Origin of the sequence: Marimonas arenosa (assembly GCF_030848945.1) — a bacterium.
GTDB classification, from domain to species: Bacteria; Pseudomonadota; Alphaproteobacteria; order Rhodobacterales; family Rhodobacteraceae; genus Marimonas; species Marimonas arenosa.
In genome coordinates this window covers 21433-37105 of the sequence record NZ_JANHAX010000003.1, presented here as the reverse complement: position 1 = coordinate 37105, position 15673 = coordinate 21433, and the positions used below count along the sequence as shown (strand labels likewise).

Genomic DNA, 15673 nt, shown 5'->3' with positions numbered 1-15673 from the left:
TTAAGACGGGGCGGCGGCAATCCGCGGCCGGCCCGACGCCTCTGCCGTGATCGAGGCCTCGATGAACACATCGCGGCCCTCGACCGGCGAATGGCGGATGTCCCGCCGGCAGTTGACGTGAAGATCGATCGCACCGGCGGCTCGCGCGGCCTGCCTTGCCTCGTGACACAGAACCTCTTCCAACGCCGTCATCGCGGCCTCTGCATCGGAAAAATCCCGTGGCCCGTCTTCGGTATGCACCCGGAACAGCCCTTCCGACGGGCTGGTCACCACACCGCTTCGTCGCATCGTGACCCGGCCGACCACGGCGCCCACCGCATTGGCGACGTCGGCATGTTCCGGCAGGATCATGTCGCAATCCAGTGCCCGTCCCACCGCCGGGTAATAGGTTGCGGCGGACGCGCCCAAACCGACCACCGGGATATTCAGGCCGGCGTCCAACCGCAGCAACCCGCGATGCCGGAACAGAGCCCGTTGCATCAGTTCGTGCCGGGCCAGGGTGTCCGGCGGCCCGGCAAACCCGGGGGTTTCCTCTGAAAGCGCGGTCTCCAGCAAGGCAAAACTCGTCTGCCGAGTTAGCTGATCCACGATCAATTTTGCCAACGTCCCGGCATCGACGGCCAGTCGTTGGCCGGAACCAGTACGCCGGCGCGCCATCAGTTGCAGCGCCATATCAGCGGCTTCGCGGTTCCAGGACTCGAGATGGCCCAGAACATGAGCGGCGTCCGAGGGCGTAATACCGCCGATCTGCACGAGGCCGCGATCCTGCAGGCGCCGCAGCGATTGCCCTTCCAGCCTCGTGCGCAGCACGTCACCGATTGGGTGCACCCCGGTTACACGATCAAGCACGATCCGGTCGCGCTCTGCCAGCCCGCCTGCATCCTGCCCGGCGACTCGGCGGACAAAACGGGCGTCCTGTTCGTTTGGCATCGCCCGCCGCAATTGGTCGTCAAGAACCGGCAGCACCGCCGCAGGTGACTCGTGAGCCATCAGGCTGACCGGCAGCAACCGTTTCGGCCCCAGGGTCACGCCGCCCTCAAGCCCCTCGGTCTTGACATGCACTTCACTGTCTCCGCCCAGTCCGGTGGTGCGCATGGCCACAGCTTCGACCATCGTCCGATAGGCGCCAACCCGGGCGCCATCGGGGTCGATCGATGGCCTGCCGTCGCGCAGCAGCGCTATATCCGTGGTCGTGCCGCCGATATCCGATACCAGCGCCTCGCGGGCGCCGGTCAGCCAGCTGGCGCCAACGATCGACGCTGCCGGTCCGCTCAGGATCGTCTCGATGGGACGGTCCCTTGCCATCCCGGCGCCGATCAGCGCGCCATCGCCGCGCACGACCATCAGCGGCGCGGCAATTCCCAGATCTTGCAGTTTCTCTTGTGCCCGGCGGATCAACCGGTCGATCATGCCGATCAGGCGGGCATTCAACAGCGCGGTCAGCGCCCGCCTTGGGCCGTTCAGTTTTGCCGAGAGATGATGCGAGCATGACACCGGCCGCCCGGTTGCCGCCGCGATTGCGTCAGCCACGGCGTTCTCGTGACTCGGATTCCGGGTGGCGAACCTGGCCGCAACGGCGAAGGCGGACGCCCCGGAAACAGTCTCTAACCATGCCGAAAGCCCCGCATGATCGAGCGGCTGCGCTTCCTGACCGGCGTGATCGTGCCCACCGTTCAGAACCAGGACGGGATCGCCCTGCAAGGCTTCCATCAGCCCGTGGCGGTCAAGGTCGTTTTCGCTGAAACCAATGAATACCAGCGCCACCCGCCCGCCTTGGCCTTCGACCAGCGCATTGGTGGCCAGGGTCGTCGACAGTGCCGCCAGGCCGATTTCCTCAGGGGTTGAGCCGGATTGCGCAATCACTGCGGCGACGGCGTTGCCGATCCCTTCGGCCAGGTCATGCCGTGTGGTCAACGCCTTGGCGCTGGCGACCACTTCCTGCTGATCGCGGACCAGCACCGCATCGGTATAGGTGCCGCCGGTATCCACCCCCAGGGCCAGGCTCATGTCGCCAGTCTCCCGACCGCCCAGCGGGCGGCGTCGGCAACCACCGCATCTTCGTCGTCGTAAAGACCCTGCGCTACCTCCAGAAGAGATGGATCTTTGGAATTGCCGATGGCATACAGCACGTTGCGCACGAACCGGCCCCGGCCGATCCGTTTGATCGGCGAGCCGCTGAACCGCGCCCGGAAGGCGGTATCGTCGAGCCGGGCCAGGTCACGCAGCGGCGGCGCCACAAGGTCGGCTCGCGCATGGTATTTCACCTCGCGGGCGACGCCGGCAAACTTGTTCCAAGGGCAGGCCGCAAGGCAATCGTCGCAGCCATAGATACGATTGCCCAACTTCGATCGCAGCGCTTCGTCCACCGGACCCTTGTGCTCGATGGTGAGGTAGGAAATGCAGCGCCGCGCGTCGATCTGGTAGGGCGCCGGAAAGGCCTCGGTCGGACAGGCGTCGAGACAGGCCCGGCAATTGCCGCAGTGATCGGTTTCCGGTGCGTCCACCGGCAGCTCAAGCGTGGTGAACACCGAGCCGATGAAGAACCAACTGCCCAGGTCGCGGCTGACCAGGTTGGTGTGTTTGCCCTGCCAGCCCAACCCGGCTGCCTGGCCCAGCGGTTTTTCCGGGACCGGCGCTGTGTCAACAAAGACCTTCACCTCGCCGCCCGCTTCGCCGATCAGCCACCGCGCCAGCCGTTTCAGCCGTTTCTTGACCACATCGTGGTAGTCGCGGTTCCGGGCATATACCGAGACCAATCCAGCCGAACTCGGGGTTTCCTGCAAATCATCCGGACCATAGTTTTCTGCCAGCACAATGACCGAACGTGCGTCGGGCCAGAGCGCCGCCGGGTTGCCGCGCCAGTGAGCTCGGTCCGCCAGCCAACCCATGGAGCCGTGATAGCCCTTGGCCAGAAACCCGGCGAGGTCATCGGCGACATGGCCCACATCCCCGGGCCGGCAAACGCGGCAGGCTGAAAACCCTTCGGCCAAAGCTCGCTCGATCAGTCGGGACTTAAGCTCAGGGTCCATATTTCATCTTGCCGAAAAAAATCCCGGGGGACCGGGAGGCTGGCCGCCCGGGTCTCTCGGGTTCAAAAATCCAGGTCGGCATAATGCGACGGTGGCGGAAAGCCCGGAACCTGATCCGCCAGGATGCCCCGGAAAGCAGGCCGTGACTTGATCTTGGCATACCAGTCCTTGACCACTTCGGACCGGTTCCAGTCCACGTCCGAGATATAGTCGAGCGACGAAAGATGCGCCGCGGCGGCGAAATCGGCGAGTGTCATCACGTCGCCGGCCAGCCAGCGCCGCTGATCCAGCAGCCAGGCCATGTAGTCGAGATGATACTTGATCTTTTGGGCCCCGGTCTTGACGTTCTTCGAGTCCGGATAGCCCTGGCCCATGATCTTCTTGTTCACCCGCTCGTAAACCAGGTTTGACGTGACCTCGTTGTGGAACTTGTCGTCGAACCACGCCACCAGCCGGCGCACCTCATAGCGCCCGACCGGGTCCTCGGGCAACAGGGCGACGTCGGGACGGGTCTCTTCCAGGTATTCACAGATCGCGCTGCTTTCCGACAATGTCATGCCGTCGATTTTCAGCACCGGAATCTTTCCCGCCGGGTTTCGGCGCAGGAAATCCGGATCCTGCTCCCAATAGCGCTCCTCCATCAGCTCGCATTCAATCTTCTTCTCGGCAAGGCTGAGGCGCACCTTGCGGCAAAACGGTGAAAGCGGAACGTGATAGAGTGTGGCCATGGGGTCATAGGCTCGCGATATACCTGCCTCTCAATGCCGTGTTATGCGCGGGTTTTCAATCCTCGAAACAAGATGCCCGTCCATCGCGGCGGATTGTCTCCGCTCCATCCATGATCGCGATCGCGCGGCGCGACAGCGCCTTGCCCGGACGCGAGGCCGAACGGTCCTTGGGATTGGGCAGCACCATGGCCAGTCGGGCGGCCTGGATCGGCGACAGCTTGTCGGGCGTGACACCGAAATAGTGCTGCGCCGCAGCCTCGACACCAAAGATACCCTCGTCGAACTCGGCGATGTTGAGATAGACTTCGATGATCCGGCGTTTCGACCACACCGCTTCGACCACCGGCGTAATCACCGCTTCCAGCGCCTTGCGTGCCCAGCTGCGGCCATGCCAGAGATAGACGTTTTTCACCACCTGCTGGCTGATGGTCGAGGCGCCGCGCCCTTCGCCTTCTTCCAGTGCGGCGCGGATCGCTTCGACGTCGAACCCCCAATGCAGGCAGTAGTTGGCGTCTTCCGCCGCGACGACCGACCGCGCCATCACCGGCGCAATTTCGCGCAGCGGCACCCAGACATAGTCGATACTGCCCAGCCGCCGTTCCTCCTGCCACATGTAGAGCGTCTTGGACGGGTTGAAGACCGTATGCGCCGAAACTGTGACCAGCACGGCGGTGACAAAGATCAGCACCAGCCGAATGGACCAGCGCCGGATCCAGCGAAAAGGGCGAAAGGCGCGCCCTTTCGGTTCGGCCTTTTTCGCCGGTTTTTTGGAAGTCTTCTTTGCCCGCGCCATGGCCCTTTCAGACCACGCGCACGGCTTGGCGGTCAAGCGCCGCATTGCGCTCGGTCAAGGCGGACCCGCGTATGATCGTGTACCGAGGCAACGGAGGAGAGGATGTCATGGAGACCAACAAACTTCCGCATTACGACATGTCCGACAACCCGACGGGGTGCTGCCCGCGGTTCCATCCCGAAGCTTGGAGCGGGGTCGAGTTGCATTTCAGGGACAAGCCCTTCGTCCGCGCGGAAACCCGCTCGGCGATGCATATCCCGCTCAACATGGGCAAGGTCTTCAGCCGCGTGATGCAGCACATCGAAGAGGCCGGCGGCTTCGACGAAGACAATGTCATCGTGCTGAGCGAAGATGTCTCGGCATGGAAAGGGGTGCATCACTTCGCGTCCGACAAGCCGGTCGAAGGCGAAGAGATGGAGACGCTGTCTGGTGATTTCGCAACCCGGGTGTTCGAGGGCGGCTATCGCGAGGCCAAAGACTGGTACGAGGAACTGAAATCCGTCTCGGCCGACCACGGCAAGCCCGACGGCCGGGTGTATTTCTGGTATACGACCTGCCCGAAATGCGCCAAGGCATATGGCAGGAACTATGTCGTAGGGCTGGCGGAAATCTGATGCGGGTGGCGGCCCCGGTCGGGCCGCCATCGTTTCGTCAAAGCGGCCTTATTCCGCCGGAATCGCGCCTTTCTCTTGGGTCAGCGGGTGCACGAGGTGGACCAGCATCTCCTTCGGGCAGACCTGGAGGAAATTGGTCCGTTCGATATCCCAGTGCTGCAGGATGTCGGCCGCCTTGACGCTGCCGGTCTCGGCGGCGTGGCGTTCGATCAGCCCCTTCAGCTCGTCTTCCCAATGGGCCACGGTCACCGGGCAGGTGACCAGCGTTTCCATATTCATCATATCCTGCGCCTTGCCGTCCGGGTCATGGAGATAGGCCATGCCGCCGGTCATCCCGGCCCCGAAATTGGTGCCGATATCGCCGAGGATGACAGCGACACCGCCGGTCATGTATTCGCACCCGTTCGACCCGCAACCCTCGACCACGACCTTGGCGCCCGAATTGCGCACGGCGAACCGCTCGCCCGCCCGACCGGCAGCGAAGAGATAGCCGTCGGTGGCGCCATAAAGCACGGTGTTGCCGATGATCGTGTTCTCATGTGCGATAAGTGGCGAGTGCATCGGCGGCCGGACCACGATGGTGGCTCCCGAAAGTCCCTTGCCGACATAGTCGTTGGCGTCGCCGCTGACTTCGATCTTGAGGCCAGGTGCGCCGAATGCGCCCAGAGATTGCCCGGCCGAGCCGGTCAGCTTCACCGTCAGGTGGTCGGGCTGCAGCGCATTACGCATGCCGAAGTTTTGCACGATGTGGCTGGAAATCCGCGTGCCCACGGTTCGATGCGTGTTCTGCACGGCGTAGGAAAGCTGCATCTTCTCGCCATCCTCTAGGAAGCGATGCGCATCGCGTACGATTTCCGCGTCCAGTGTCTTGGGCACCTTGTTGCGCTTCTTGTAGCGGTCATAGACAATGTCCTTCGCGCCATCGACGGTGATCAGAAGCGGGTTGAGATCGAGATCGTCCAGATGCTCGGCGCCGCGGCTGACCTGGCTCAACAAGTCGGCGCGACCGATCACTTCGTCCAGGCTGCGCGCGCCGATCGAGGCGAGGATCTCGCGCACTTCGGTGGCATAGAACGTGATCAGGTTCACCACCTTTTCCGCCGTGCCGGTGTACTTGGCACGCAGTTTCGGATCCTGGGTGCAGACGCCGACCGGGCAGGTATTGCTCTGGCACTGACGCACCATGATACAGCCCATCGCAATCAGCGCGGCGGTGCCGATGCCATATTCCTCGGCCCCCATCATCGCCGCCATGACGATGTCGCGGCCGGTGCGCAGGCCGCCATCGGTGCGCAGGGTGATCCGGTCGCGCAGCTTGTTCATCGCCAGAACCTGATGCGCCTCGGTCAGGCCCATTTCCCATGGCAGACCGGCATACTTGATCGAGGTCGCGGGGCTCGCGCCGGTGCCGCCGTTGTGGCCCGAGATCAGGATAACGTCGGCCTTGGCCTTGGCAACTCCGGCGGCAATCGTGCCGACGCCGCTGGAAGCGACCAGCTTGACGCAGACCTTGGCGCGCGGGTTGATCTGCTTGAGGTCATAGATCAGCTGCGCCAGGTCTTCGATCGAATAAATGTCATGGTGCGGAGGCGGCGAAATCAGCGTCACACCCGGCGTCGAATGCCGCAGACGCGCGATGAGTTCCGTAACTTTCAGGCCCGGAAGCTGACCGCCCTCGCCGGGTTTGGCGCCTTGGGCCACCTTGATCTCCAGTTCCTCGCACTGGTTGAGGTATTCGGCTGTTACCCCGAACCGGCCCGAGGCGACCTGCTTGATCTTGGCCGACGGGTTGTCGCCGTTGGGTTCGGGGACGAAATGCGCCGGGTCTTCCCCGCCTTCGCCGGAATCCGACTTGGCGCCGATCCGGTTCATTGCCACGTTCAGCGTTTTGTGTGCCTCGGGGCTGAGAGCCCCCAGCGACATGCCCGGCGTGACAAAGCGTTTGCGGATCGCGGTGATCGATTCCACCTCTTCGATGGGGATCGGCTTGGCAAGCGGTTTGATCGCCAGGAGGTCGCGCAAGTGGATTGGCGGATTGCTCTGCATCGCCTTGGAATACTGTTTCCACAGCTCATAGCTTGCGCGGTCGCAGGCTGCCTGCATCAGATGCATGGACTGCGCGCCCCAGGCATGGGTCTCGCCCGAGGCCCGCGCCTTGTAGAATCCGCCCACTGGCAGAACATCGGTGCCCGAGCGCCAGCCCTTGGCGTGGATCTCCTCGATCTTTTTCTGGATGCCACTCACCCCAATACCCGAGATGCGGCTGATCATGCCGGGGAAATACTCGGCGCACATGGCGCGGCTCAGACCCACGGCCTCGAAGTTCAGCCCGCCGCGATAGGACGAGATCACCGAGATCCCCATCTTCGACATGATCTTGAGAAGACCCTGATCGATTGCTTCACGATAGCGCGCGACGTTCTCGGTCAGCGTGCCGTCCAGAAGGCCTCGCTGGATCCGGTCGGCCAGCGAATCCTCGGCCAGATAGGGGTTCACCACGGTCGCACCGCAGCCCACCAGAACGGCGAAGTAATGCGGGTCGATGCACTCGGCTGAACGCACGGCGAGCGAACAGAAGGTCCTCAGCCCTTTTTCGGTCAGGCCCGAATGCACAGCCGACGTCGCCAGGATCATCGGCATCGGCACAATGTCTTCGCCTTGCAGGTGATCGCTCAGCACCAGGTGCCCGGCGCCCGAGCGTACGGCGTCCTCGGCTTCGGCGCGGATTCGCTCCAAAGCATCGCGCAATGCGTTCGGACCGCCATTGGCCGGGAAAGTGCAGTCAATTTCCACAAGTTCCGACTTGAAGACGTTGGTAAGCTCGTCCCACTCGGCGTTGCCGACAAACGGGCTTTCCAGCACCAGGATCTCGGTCTGGGCGCTCGATTCATCGAGCACGTTCTTGAGGTTGCCGAACCGCGTTTTCAGGCTCATCACCCGGTATTCGCGCAGGCTGTCGATCGGCGGGTTGGTCACTTGGCTGAAGTTCTGGCGGAAGAAATGGCTCAGCGGGCGATATTTGTTGGACAGCACCGCGCTGGGCGTGTCGTCGCCCATCGACGCGATCGCTTCTTTGCCGTCCTCGGCCATAGGAGACAGGATCTGTTCCAGCTCTTCCAGCGTGTAGCCGGCCGCGATTTGCCGCTTGCGCAGATCCTCGCCGGCAAAAAGCGGCTTCTCCTCGATACCCTGAAGCACCTCTTCCAGCTCGGTGATCTTGCCGACCCAGTCGCCGAAGGGCTGGCTGGCAGCCAGCTTGTCCTTGATCTCGGTGTCGTGGAACAGTCTGCCTTCAGCGGTGTCCACGGCCAGCAGTTGCCCCGGCCCCAGCGCGCCCTTTTCCTTCACGCTGCGTTCGTCCACCGGCACCATGCCGGCCTCGGATCCGGCGATCAGCATCCCATCGCCGGTCACGACATAGCGCATCGGCCGCAGCCCGTTGCGGTCGAGCCCGGCACAGACCCAGCGGCCGTCGGTCATGGCCAAGGCGGCCGGTCCGTCCCACGGTTCCATCACCGAGTTGCAGTAGGAGTACATGTCGCGCCAGGCCTGCGGCAGGTCCACCGCCTGTTTCGACCAGCTTTCCGGCACCAGCATGGTTTTGGCCATCGGCGCATTGCGGCCGGCCCGGACCAGCACCTCGAACACCGCATCCAGCGCGGCCGAGTCGGACGACCCGCTCTGGATGATCGGCTTGATGTCCTCGGCCAGCTCACCAAAGGCCGACGACGCCATGCGGATCTCGTGGCTCTTCATCCAGTTGACGTTGCCCTTCAGGGTGTTGATTTCGCCGTTATGCGCCAGCATGCGGAACGGCTGGGCCAGCCACCACTGCGGGAAGGTGTTGGTGGAATAGCGCTGGTGATAGAGCGCATAGGCGCTCTCGAAGCGTTCGTCCAAGAGATCGGGATAAAACTCGGATACCTGTTCGGCCAACATCATGCCCTTGTAGATGATGCTGCGGCAGCTCAGCGAACAGATATAAAGCCCCTGGATCCCGGCCTTGAATGCGGCCTTCTCGATCCGGCGCCGGATCACGTAAAGCTCGCGCTCGAATGTGTCTTCATCCACACCTTTCGAATTCGAAATCAGGATCTGCTCGATCTCGGGCCGGGTGGCGTTGGCTTTCTCGCCCAGGCACTCCACATCGACCGGCACGTGGCGCCAGCCATAGATGTAATACCCCATGCGCAGCGCTTCGGTTTCGACGATGGTCCGGCAGCGTTCCTGCGCGCCGAAATCCGTGCGTGGCAAAAACACCTGCCCCACCGCGATCAGCTCGTCCATCCGCGGCTCGTGCCCGGTACGGCGGACCTGGTCATAGAAAAACGGGACCGGGATCGCCAGGTGAATGCCTGCGCCGTCGCCGGTCTTGCCATCGGCATCCACCGCACCCCGGTGCCAGACCGCTTTCAACGCGGTGATTCCGGCCTCGACAACGGCGCGCGACGGTTTGCCATCGATATTGACCACCAGGCCCACGCCGCAGGACGAGTGCTCGTGCTCTTTGCGATAGAGCCCATGCTCCTGCATGTGGGCGCGCAGGGCTTCCTCTTTGGCGATGTAGTTGTCCAGATCTTTCATCATATCACCTTTCGTCTCGGCGTTACCGCCGCGTGGTCATTCCTTGGGCGCAAAAGCCTCGATCACTTCAGCTTCGGTCATCTGTCGCCGGGCGTCACCGCCTTCCAGCGCATATCCTGCCGGCTTCTTGTCGATGTAGACTTCCAGCCGGGGCGCCATGCCTCCGGCATTGTCGAACAGCCCGGCCGCGATCTGATATTGCCCGTGCATCAGCCCCGGCGCGGTGATCCGGTACCACAGCGCCGAGCCGCAGGTTGCGCAGAAGGCACGTTCGGCCCATTCGGACGATGTGAACACTTTAACCGGCCCCGCCACCTCGACGCTGCCGGCGTCCGCCTCGAACGCCATGAACATCGACGACGACCAGGCGCGACACATGTCGCAATGGCACACCGAAAGCGACTCGCCTGCCGGTGTGGCTTTGATCTCCACCGCACCGCAAAGACATTTCCCGAACAATGATTGCGCCATGTTGCTTAAGCTTTCTTCCTACTTTTGAGTCAGTAACCCTGCCGTATTAACTCCAAGTGGGCCACCGTGCGCCAGACAGGGAGCCAGCCAGCGTGCCAGCCGGGCTGCCATACCGGGCGGTTTTCACTCGGCCGCCACTTTCTTAACGCTGTTGAGGCGCGTTAACACCGCGTCGGCGCAGTCGCGCCCGTCGGCAATCGCCCAAACCACAAGGCTCGCCCCGCGGACGATATCGCCCACCGCGTAGACCCCGTCGAGATTGGTTTCGCCGCTGCCATACTTGGCCTTCACCGTGCCCCAGCCTGTCAGCGCCAGCGCGGGTTGGTCCCAGAGCGTGTGAAGGTCTTCGGGTTCGAAACCCAGCGCCTTGATCACCAGATCGGCCGACTCGGTATAGTCCGCACCCTCGATGACTTCCGGGGTTTGCCGGCCACTGGCATCCGGCGGGCCAAGCCGCATCTTCTGCACCATGACGCCGGTCACCGGATCGCCGGTAAAACCCTTGGGGGCGGCCAACCATTCGAATATGACGCCTTCTTCCTCGGCATTCTGCACTTCGCGCTGCGAGCCCGGCATGTTCGCGCGATCGCGGCGGTAGAGGCATTTGACCGATTCCGCTCCCTGGCGGATCGCGGTGCGTACGCAGTCCATCGCCGTATCACCGCCGCCGATCACGATCACCTTCTTGTCCCTGGCGTCGAGCGTGCCGTCTTCGAACTCGGCCACCGTGTCGCCGAAGCTCAGCTTGTTCGACGCGGTGAGGTAGTCGATCGCCCGAACGATTCCCCTGGCGCCTGACCCCGGGCCTTGCAGGTCGCGGGTTTTATAGACACCGGTGGCGATGATCACGGCGTCATGCGCGTTGCGGATATTGTTGAAGCTCTTGTCCTTGCCGACCTCGCAATTGAGCTCGAATCTCACGCCGCTTTTCTCCAGTTGCTCGATTCGGCGCATCACCACGTCTTTCTCCAGCTTGAAGCCCGGAATGCCATAGGTCAGCAGCCCGCCAGCGCGGTCGTAGCGGTCATAGATCACGACTTGCACACCGGCTCGGCGCAGCCGGTCGGCAGCGGCCAGGCCGCCGGGGCCCGCACCGATGATGCCCACGCTTTCGCTCCGTTCGGCTACCGGCGTGATCGGCTTTACCCAGCCGTTTTCCCAGGCGGTGTCGGTGATGTATTTCTCGACCGAGCCGATGGTCACGGTGCCGTGCCCGGACTGTTCGATCACGCAGTTGCCTTCGCACAGCCTGTCCTGCGGACAGATGCGGCCGCAAATCTCGGGAAAGGTGTTGGTCGACTGGCTCAGGGCATAGGCCTCTTCCAGCCGGCCCGTTGCCGTCATTCGCAGCCAGTCAGGGATGTTGTTATGCAGCGGGCAGTGCGACTGGCAATACGGTACGCCGCATTGGCTGCAGCGGCTCGCCTGCTCGCGCGCCTTTGCGTCTGCGAACTCGGCGTAAATCTCGTTGAAATCCTTGTTACGCAGGTTTGCACTGCGCTTCTCGGGCATGTCCCGTTCGACGTCGACGAATTTCAGCATCGGTTGCTTGGCCACGGTCTTCGTCCCCGCATGAATTCAAAAGAGAATTGCCTCTTAAACCACTGCTTTGTGAATTAAAAGTCAGCAATAGTGACCTATATTGACGCAGAAGACGGCAAATCGGGCGATTTTTTCGAATTCAGACAAAATTTTGCGTCCGATTCGGACCTAACACCTGGCTTCCCCTTTCGGAGACCCGGGTTTAAGACTGTTTTTCAAAGCCAAGAGGCCGGGCACATGCCATTGTATCACCTGATTCTCGTCGCCCTGATTCAGGGCATTACCGAGTTCCTGCCGGTCTCGTCGTCGGGTCACCTCATCCTTTTTCCGTCTTTGTCCGGGCTTCAGGACCAGGGCCAGGTGATCGACGTGGCGGTTCATGTCGGCACCCTGTTCGCGGTCGTGGTCTACTTCTGGTCTGATGTACGGGTCGGCTTGGCGGGCGTTCCCCGCATGCTCACCGGCCGCACCGACACACCGGGATCGCGCCTTGCCTTCCTGCTGATGATCGCGACCATCCCGGCCATCCTGCTCGGCCTCGTTCTCAAGCTCACCGGTTTGTCCGACGCGATGCGGTCGATGACGGTAATCGGTTGGACGATGCTGTTGTTCGGTCTCTTACTCTACGTGGCCGATCAGAAGGGCGCGACCAGCAAAAGCGATGCCGATTGGTGCTTGCGAGACGCCATGAAGATGGGGCTCTGGCAGGCCGTTGCCCTCATTCCGGGCACATCGCGATCGGGGATCTGCATCACCGCGGGGCGGATGCTGGGCTATGCCCGTCACGATTCCGCCAAGATCGCCATGCTGATGTCGATCCCGACGATTTTCGCATCCGGTGTCCTCCTCGGCGCCGAAGTCGTCGCAACGGCGAATACTGAGGCCGCCCGCGATGGGGCCATTGCCGCCCTGTTCGCGTTCGTTTCGGCACTGGCCGCGCTTAGCCTGATGATGCGCTTACTGCGCTCGACCAGCTTCACGCCCTACGTGATCTACCGGGCGGTACTGGGGATCGGATTGCTGCTTCTGGCCTACGGTGGTCAGTGAGTCCTCAGGTTCTTGGCGGAATCGCGAATCGCGTCGAATTGTCCGTTGGGTCGGAAGCGCCAGAGATAGCTGTCGATCACCACTTCCACCGCCACCGGTTCGATCCCGAGATCGGTAAAGCCACGGGCGTCTTCCGACACCACGTTGTCATGCTGCAGCTGTTTCAGCTGATCCCGGGTCAACAGTCGGTTCTTGATGAGCCCGAGCGTGAGGATCTCGACCATGTCCAGCCCGAAGGCCATGATCCGCCCGATCCAGAATGGCAGGTTCGGCACCAGCCGCCAGCGACGAACCGACGTCAGCATCACATCAATCCAGCCCCGTAGCGATTTGACCTCAGGTCCGCCAAGCTCATAAATCCCTTTGGCTTTGCCTTCTGCCCCCATCACCGCAGCTTCAGCCACATCTTCGACATAGACCGGCTGGAACCGGGTTCGGCCGCCAAAGATCGGAAGAACCGGCCCCAGCCGGCTCATCGACGCGAAGCGATTGAAGAACCCATCTTCCGGCCCGAACACGACACTCGGTCGCAGGATAGTCGCGCTTGGGAACGCTGCCAAAATGGCCTCTTCGCCTTTGCGCTTGCTCTCGGCGTAAAGACTGTCCTGGTCGCGGTCGACGCCCAGCGCCGACACGTGCACAAGAGTTTGGACCCCTTCGGCGGCAGCGGCTCGCGCGATACGCTCGGCACCCTGGGCCTGAACAGCGGTAAAACTGTTCCGCCCGCGCGCGTCGAAAGTCCCGACGCAATTCACGACCGCATCCGCGCCCTTCATCACCGCTGTTACGCTGGCATCGTCCCGGATATTGCACAGCACCGGTTCCACTTGCCCCGGCACGCCATAAGGTTTGACGAACAATGCCTCGTTCGGACGCCGCACCGCCACGCGAACGCGCCAGCCCTTTGCCGCGAGCTTCTGAGCGACGTAGCGCCCGACGAATCCCGATCCGCCATAGATGGTAACGAGCTTGGCCATTAAGGTTCTCCGACGGTAGCAAGCACTGCCTTTTCCTAGCTTCCGCGGGCTGTCAGGACAAGGTGATAACGTAGGAAACCGGATTTCGGTGAAAACCCCGTTGACAGTGCCCGGGCGCGCGCGTAAACGCCTGCTTCACGACACCTGCCCAGGTGGCGGAATTGGTAGACGCGCTAGCTTCAGGTGCTAGTGTCCGTATGGACGTGGAGGTTCGAGTCCTCTCCTGGGCACCACTCTTCCAAAATGACAATCAGCAAGACAGCATCGTCACTGTGCGAGCCGGTTTCTGCCTTTCAGCTCATCTTGGGAGCGGCGCGCGCCAATTTTTGTTCAGACTAGAAAGTTAGTGCTGACGCAGTCTTGTCTTCGCGAGGTTCGCGAGCTTTCTGAAAGCCGTGGTTCGACCTGGTGGAAGATGAAATCGGCCTATCGCCGATAGCAGCGCGACTTGCGGTTAAAGCCCGCAGGCGAGCAGATCCAGCTGCCACGACCGAGCGACACGCGCTGAACGACACGGCTGTTCTTGGTGCTGCCCACGGCGCTGCGTTTGGCCAGCCAATCGTGGCGCGCGGTCCCGCTTCCCGCGACGGATTTGACCAGTCCGGCAGTCGGTTGCTTGGACATGATCGCCATCTCGGCCCGCGCGACCGGAGCGACACCGATCAGACCGGCAGCAATCAGAGGAAAGGTGATCTTTCGGAAAGGATTTGCTTTCGACATGTCTTTCTGCCTCTCGATTTCCCGCAGAGTTATGCTTGCGCGCGTTATCCCAGTTCACGGAAACAGGGTTTTTCGCAGTCATTCCAGAAACACATCATACCGGTCAATGTCGTTCTCACGGCGGCATCTGTCTGACGAGATTGTGGCGGTCCCTGCAGCGCAGGATTCATCACGACCTTTTTGTGGTTTTTCAGATGCTTAAGATCTCCATCCCGGGCGACCGGCGAATTTTCGCCGCCCGGGACAGGCCTTTCGTTCTCAGTCGAGAATCTGGTTCTTGACCCGCCAGTCCGGCGCGCCGAACCCTTCCGGCCAGGGGTAGACCTCGGGGTAGTTGAAATAGACGACACCGACGAGTTGCGGGTAAGCCTCTTTCACTTGACGGACCGAGTTTTCCCACATCTTCACATACGCTTCCTTGCCGACGTAACCGAGCTCGGCCACAACGACAGGCTTGCCGAACGCGGCGGCCCGCTCGTAGCGCGGTGCGAAGATTTCGTCGAAGGTGCGGTCATGTCCGTGCTTGGCCTGGTCCCAAGCTTGGAGCCCGAACACGGTCAGGCCGATCAGGTCGGCATACTCGTCGCCAGGATAGTATTTCGCCATGTCTTCGTCGCCCAGCGGCGACCACATGACGGTGATGTCCGGCGCCGAAACGCGGCAGACGTCGATCATCCGCTTGTAGGCCGAAATATAGGTCTCGGGCTGCCAGTCGGACCAGATGAACTGACCACTCTTGTCATCCATCTCGTGGGCGAAGCGCAGCGTCACCGGGCTTTTCAGGGTGCCCAGGATGTCGCATATGGCTTTCATGTTGGCATCGTAACTGCCGTTTTCGATGCCGCGGCGCAGGTATTGCGCGGTATTGCGCTCACTACGCGACCAGGTCCAGGGCTCGATTGTCACCAGCAGCGCACGATTGCGTTCCAGCGCGTATTCGTCCGCATCATAGAGCGACTGCAGATAAACGTCTTCCCACGGCAGGAAGAGATGTTCGATTACAACCTCCTGATCCGAGGTGAAATCGCCATCCGGGTCATAGACACCAAATGGCAGATCGCCCGGCGGCGCCGCCTGCACGGGAGCGATGCTGATAATGGACGCCGCAATGACCGCAGAGATCGCGGCAACGGCTTTCCGGGTTGGAAGTTTCATTATGGTGTTCTCC

Annotated in this window: 12 protein-coding genes and 1 tRNA gene; 3 read left to right on the top strand and 10 right to left on the bottom strand. The window is 62.2% G+C overall.

Annotation, left to right across the window (positions count from 1 at the left end; genetic code table 11):
* The 4 genes from NO357_RS10290 to mtgA form a co-directional block, all read right to left on the bottom strand.
* The gene (locus NO357_RS10290; RefSeq protein ID WP_306735586.1) at positions 1 to 2007 is read right to left on the bottom strand and encodes a hydantoinase/oxoprolinase N-terminal domain-containing protein; all 2007 of its coding nucleotides are present in this window, start codon (positions 2005 to 2007) and stop codon (positions 1 to 3) included.
* On the bottom strand, positions 2004 to 3029 hold the full coding sequence (gene queG / locus NO357_RS10285; protein WP_306735585.1) for a tRNA epoxyqueuosine(34) reductase QueG: 1026 nt from the start codon (positions 3027 to 3029) through the stop codon (positions 2004 to 2006). The genes NO357_RS10290 and queG overlap by 4 nt, the downstream gene beginning before the upstream one ends.
* Positions 3030 to 3091: 62 nt before the next feature.
* Positions 3092 to 3757, bottom strand: a complete 666-nt coding sequence (fzlA, locus tag NO357_RS10280; RefSeq protein ID WP_306735584.1) for an FtsZ-binding protein FzlA — start codon at positions 3755 to 3757, stop codon at positions 3092 to 3094.
* A gap of 55 nt (positions 3758 to 3812) precedes the next feature.
* Positions 3813 to 4550 carry a monofunctional biosynthetic peptidoglycan transglycosylase gene (mtgA, locus tag NO357_RS10275; RefSeq protein WP_306735583.1) on the bottom strand — a complete coding sequence of 246 codons (738 nt, stop codon included), beginning with the start codon at positions 4548 to 4550 and terminating at the stop codon, positions 3813 to 3815.
* 107 nt (positions 4551 to 4657) lie between these two features.
* Here mtgA and NO357_RS10270 point away from each other — a divergent pair, with 107 nt between their 5' ends.
* Positions 4658 to 5164, top strand: coding sequence for a hydrolase (locus tag NO357_RS10270; RefSeq protein ID WP_306735582.1), 507 nt, complete (start codon positions 4658 to 4660; stop codon positions 5162 to 5164).
* A gap of 48 nt (positions 5165 to 5212) precedes the next feature.
* Here NO357_RS10270 and gltB read toward each other — a convergent pair whose 3' ends face one another.
* The 3 genes from gltB to NO357_RS10255 all read right to left on the bottom strand — a co-directional run bounded on the left by gltB (position 5213) and on the right by NO357_RS10255 (position 11776).
* Complete coding sequence (gene gltB / locus NO357_RS10265; RefSeq protein WP_446669935.1) at positions 5213 to 9748, bottom strand: glutamate synthase large subunit; 4536 nt, start codon at positions 9746 to 9748, stop codon at positions 5213 to 5215.
* 36 nt (positions 9749 to 9784) lie between these two features.
* On the bottom strand, positions 9785 to 10219 hold the full coding sequence (locus tag NO357_RS10260) for a GFA family protein (RefSeq protein ID WP_306735580.1): 435 nt from the start codon (positions 10217 to 10219) through the stop codon (positions 9785 to 9787).
* A 123-nt stretch (positions 10220 to 10342) separates the two neighbouring features.
* Entirely contained in the window at positions 10343 to 11776 is a 1434-nt protein-coding gene (locus NO357_RS10255; RefSeq protein ID WP_306735579.1) for an NAD(P)-dependent oxidoreductase, read from the bottom strand.
* A gap of 222 nt (positions 11777 to 11998) precedes the next feature.
* Between NO357_RS10255 and NO357_RS10250 the strand changes: the two genes are divergently transcribed.
* Positions 11999 to 12808, top strand: coding sequence for an undecaprenyl-diphosphate phosphatase (locus NO357_RS10250; RefSeq protein ID WP_306735578.1), 810 nt, complete (start codon positions 11999 to 12001; stop codon positions 12806 to 12808).
* Here NO357_RS10250 and NO357_RS10245 read toward each other — a convergent pair.
* Complete coding sequence (locus tag NO357_RS10245) at positions 12802 to 13785, bottom strand: complex I NDUFA9 subunit family protein (protein ID WP_306735577.1); 984 nt, start codon at positions 13783 to 13785, stop codon at positions 12802 to 12804. The two genes, NO357_RS10250 and NO357_RS10245, sit on opposite strands and share 7 nt — an antisense overlap.
* A gap of 146 nt (positions 13786 to 13931) precedes the next feature.
* Here NO357_RS10245 and NO357_RS10240 point away from each other — a divergent pair.
* Positions 13932 to 14018: transfer RNA gene (locus NO357_RS10240), tRNA-Leu, on the top strand.
* A gap of 193 nt (positions 14019 to 14211) precedes the next feature.
* Here NO357_RS10240 and NO357_RS10235 read toward each other — a convergent pair.
* Together NO357_RS10235 and NO357_RS10230 are read right to left on the bottom strand one after the other, a co-directional pair.
* Positions 14212 to 14505: a hypothetical protein gene (locus NO357_RS10235; RefSeq protein WP_306735576.1), complete on the bottom strand. Its 294-nt coding sequence runs from the start codon at positions 14503 to 14505 to the stop codon at positions 14212 to 14214.
* A gap of 258 nt (positions 14506 to 14763) precedes the next feature.
* Positions 14764 to 15660, bottom strand: a complete 897-nt coding sequence (locus NO357_RS10230; protein ID WP_306735575.1) for a glycoside hydrolase family 26 protein — start codon at positions 15658 to 15660, stop codon at positions 14764 to 14766.
* Positions 15661 to 15673 lie beyond the last annotated feature (13 nt).

What these genes read in the sequence shown, in the direction of transcription:
- NO357_RS10290 (WP_306735586.1), bottom strand. Translation starts at nt 2,007, where the DNA reads ATGAGCCTGGCCCTGGGGGTGGATACCGGCGGCACCTATACCGATGCG.
- queG (WP_306735585.1), bottom strand. Translation starts at nt 3,029, where the DNA reads ATGGACCCTGAGCTTAAGTCCCGACTGATCGAGCGAGCTTTGGCCGAA.
- fzlA (WP_306735584.1), bottom strand. Translation starts at nt 3,757, where the DNA reads ATGGCCACACTCTATCACGTTCCGCTTTCACCGTTTTGCCGCAAGGTG.
- mtgA (WP_306735583.1), bottom strand. Translation starts at nt 4,550, where the DNA reads ATGGCGCGGGCAAAGAAGACTTCCAAAAAACCGGCGAAAAAGGCCGAA.
- NO357_RS10270 (WP_306735582.1), top strand. Translation starts at nt 4,658, where the DNA reads ATGGAGACCAACAAACTTCCGCATTACGACATGTCCGACAACCCGACG.
- gltB (WP_446669935.1), bottom strand. Translation starts at nt 9,748, where the DNA reads ATGAAAGATCTGGACAACTACATCGCCAAAGAGGAAGCCCTGCGCGCC.
- NO357_RS10260 (WP_306735580.1), bottom strand. Translation starts at nt 10,219, where the DNA reads ATGGCGCAATCATTGTTCGGGAAATGTCTTTGCGGTGCGGTGGAGATC.
- NO357_RS10250 (WP_306735578.1), top strand. Translation starts at nt 11,999, where the DNA reads ATGCCATTGTATCACCTGATTCTCGTCGCCCTGATTCAGGGCATTACC.
- NO357_RS10245 (WP_306735577.1), bottom strand. Translation starts at nt 13,785, where the DNA reads ATGGCCAAGCTCGTTACCATCTATGGCGGATCGGGATTCGTCGGGCGC.
- NO357_RS10235 (WP_306735576.1), bottom strand. Translation starts at nt 14,505, where the DNA reads ATGTCGAAAGCAAATCCTTTCCGAAAGATCACCTTTCCTCTGATTGCT.
- NO357_RS10230 (WP_306735575.1), bottom strand. Translation starts at nt 15,660, where the DNA reads ATGAAACTTCCAACCCGGAAAGCCGTTGCCGCGATCTCTGCGGTCATT.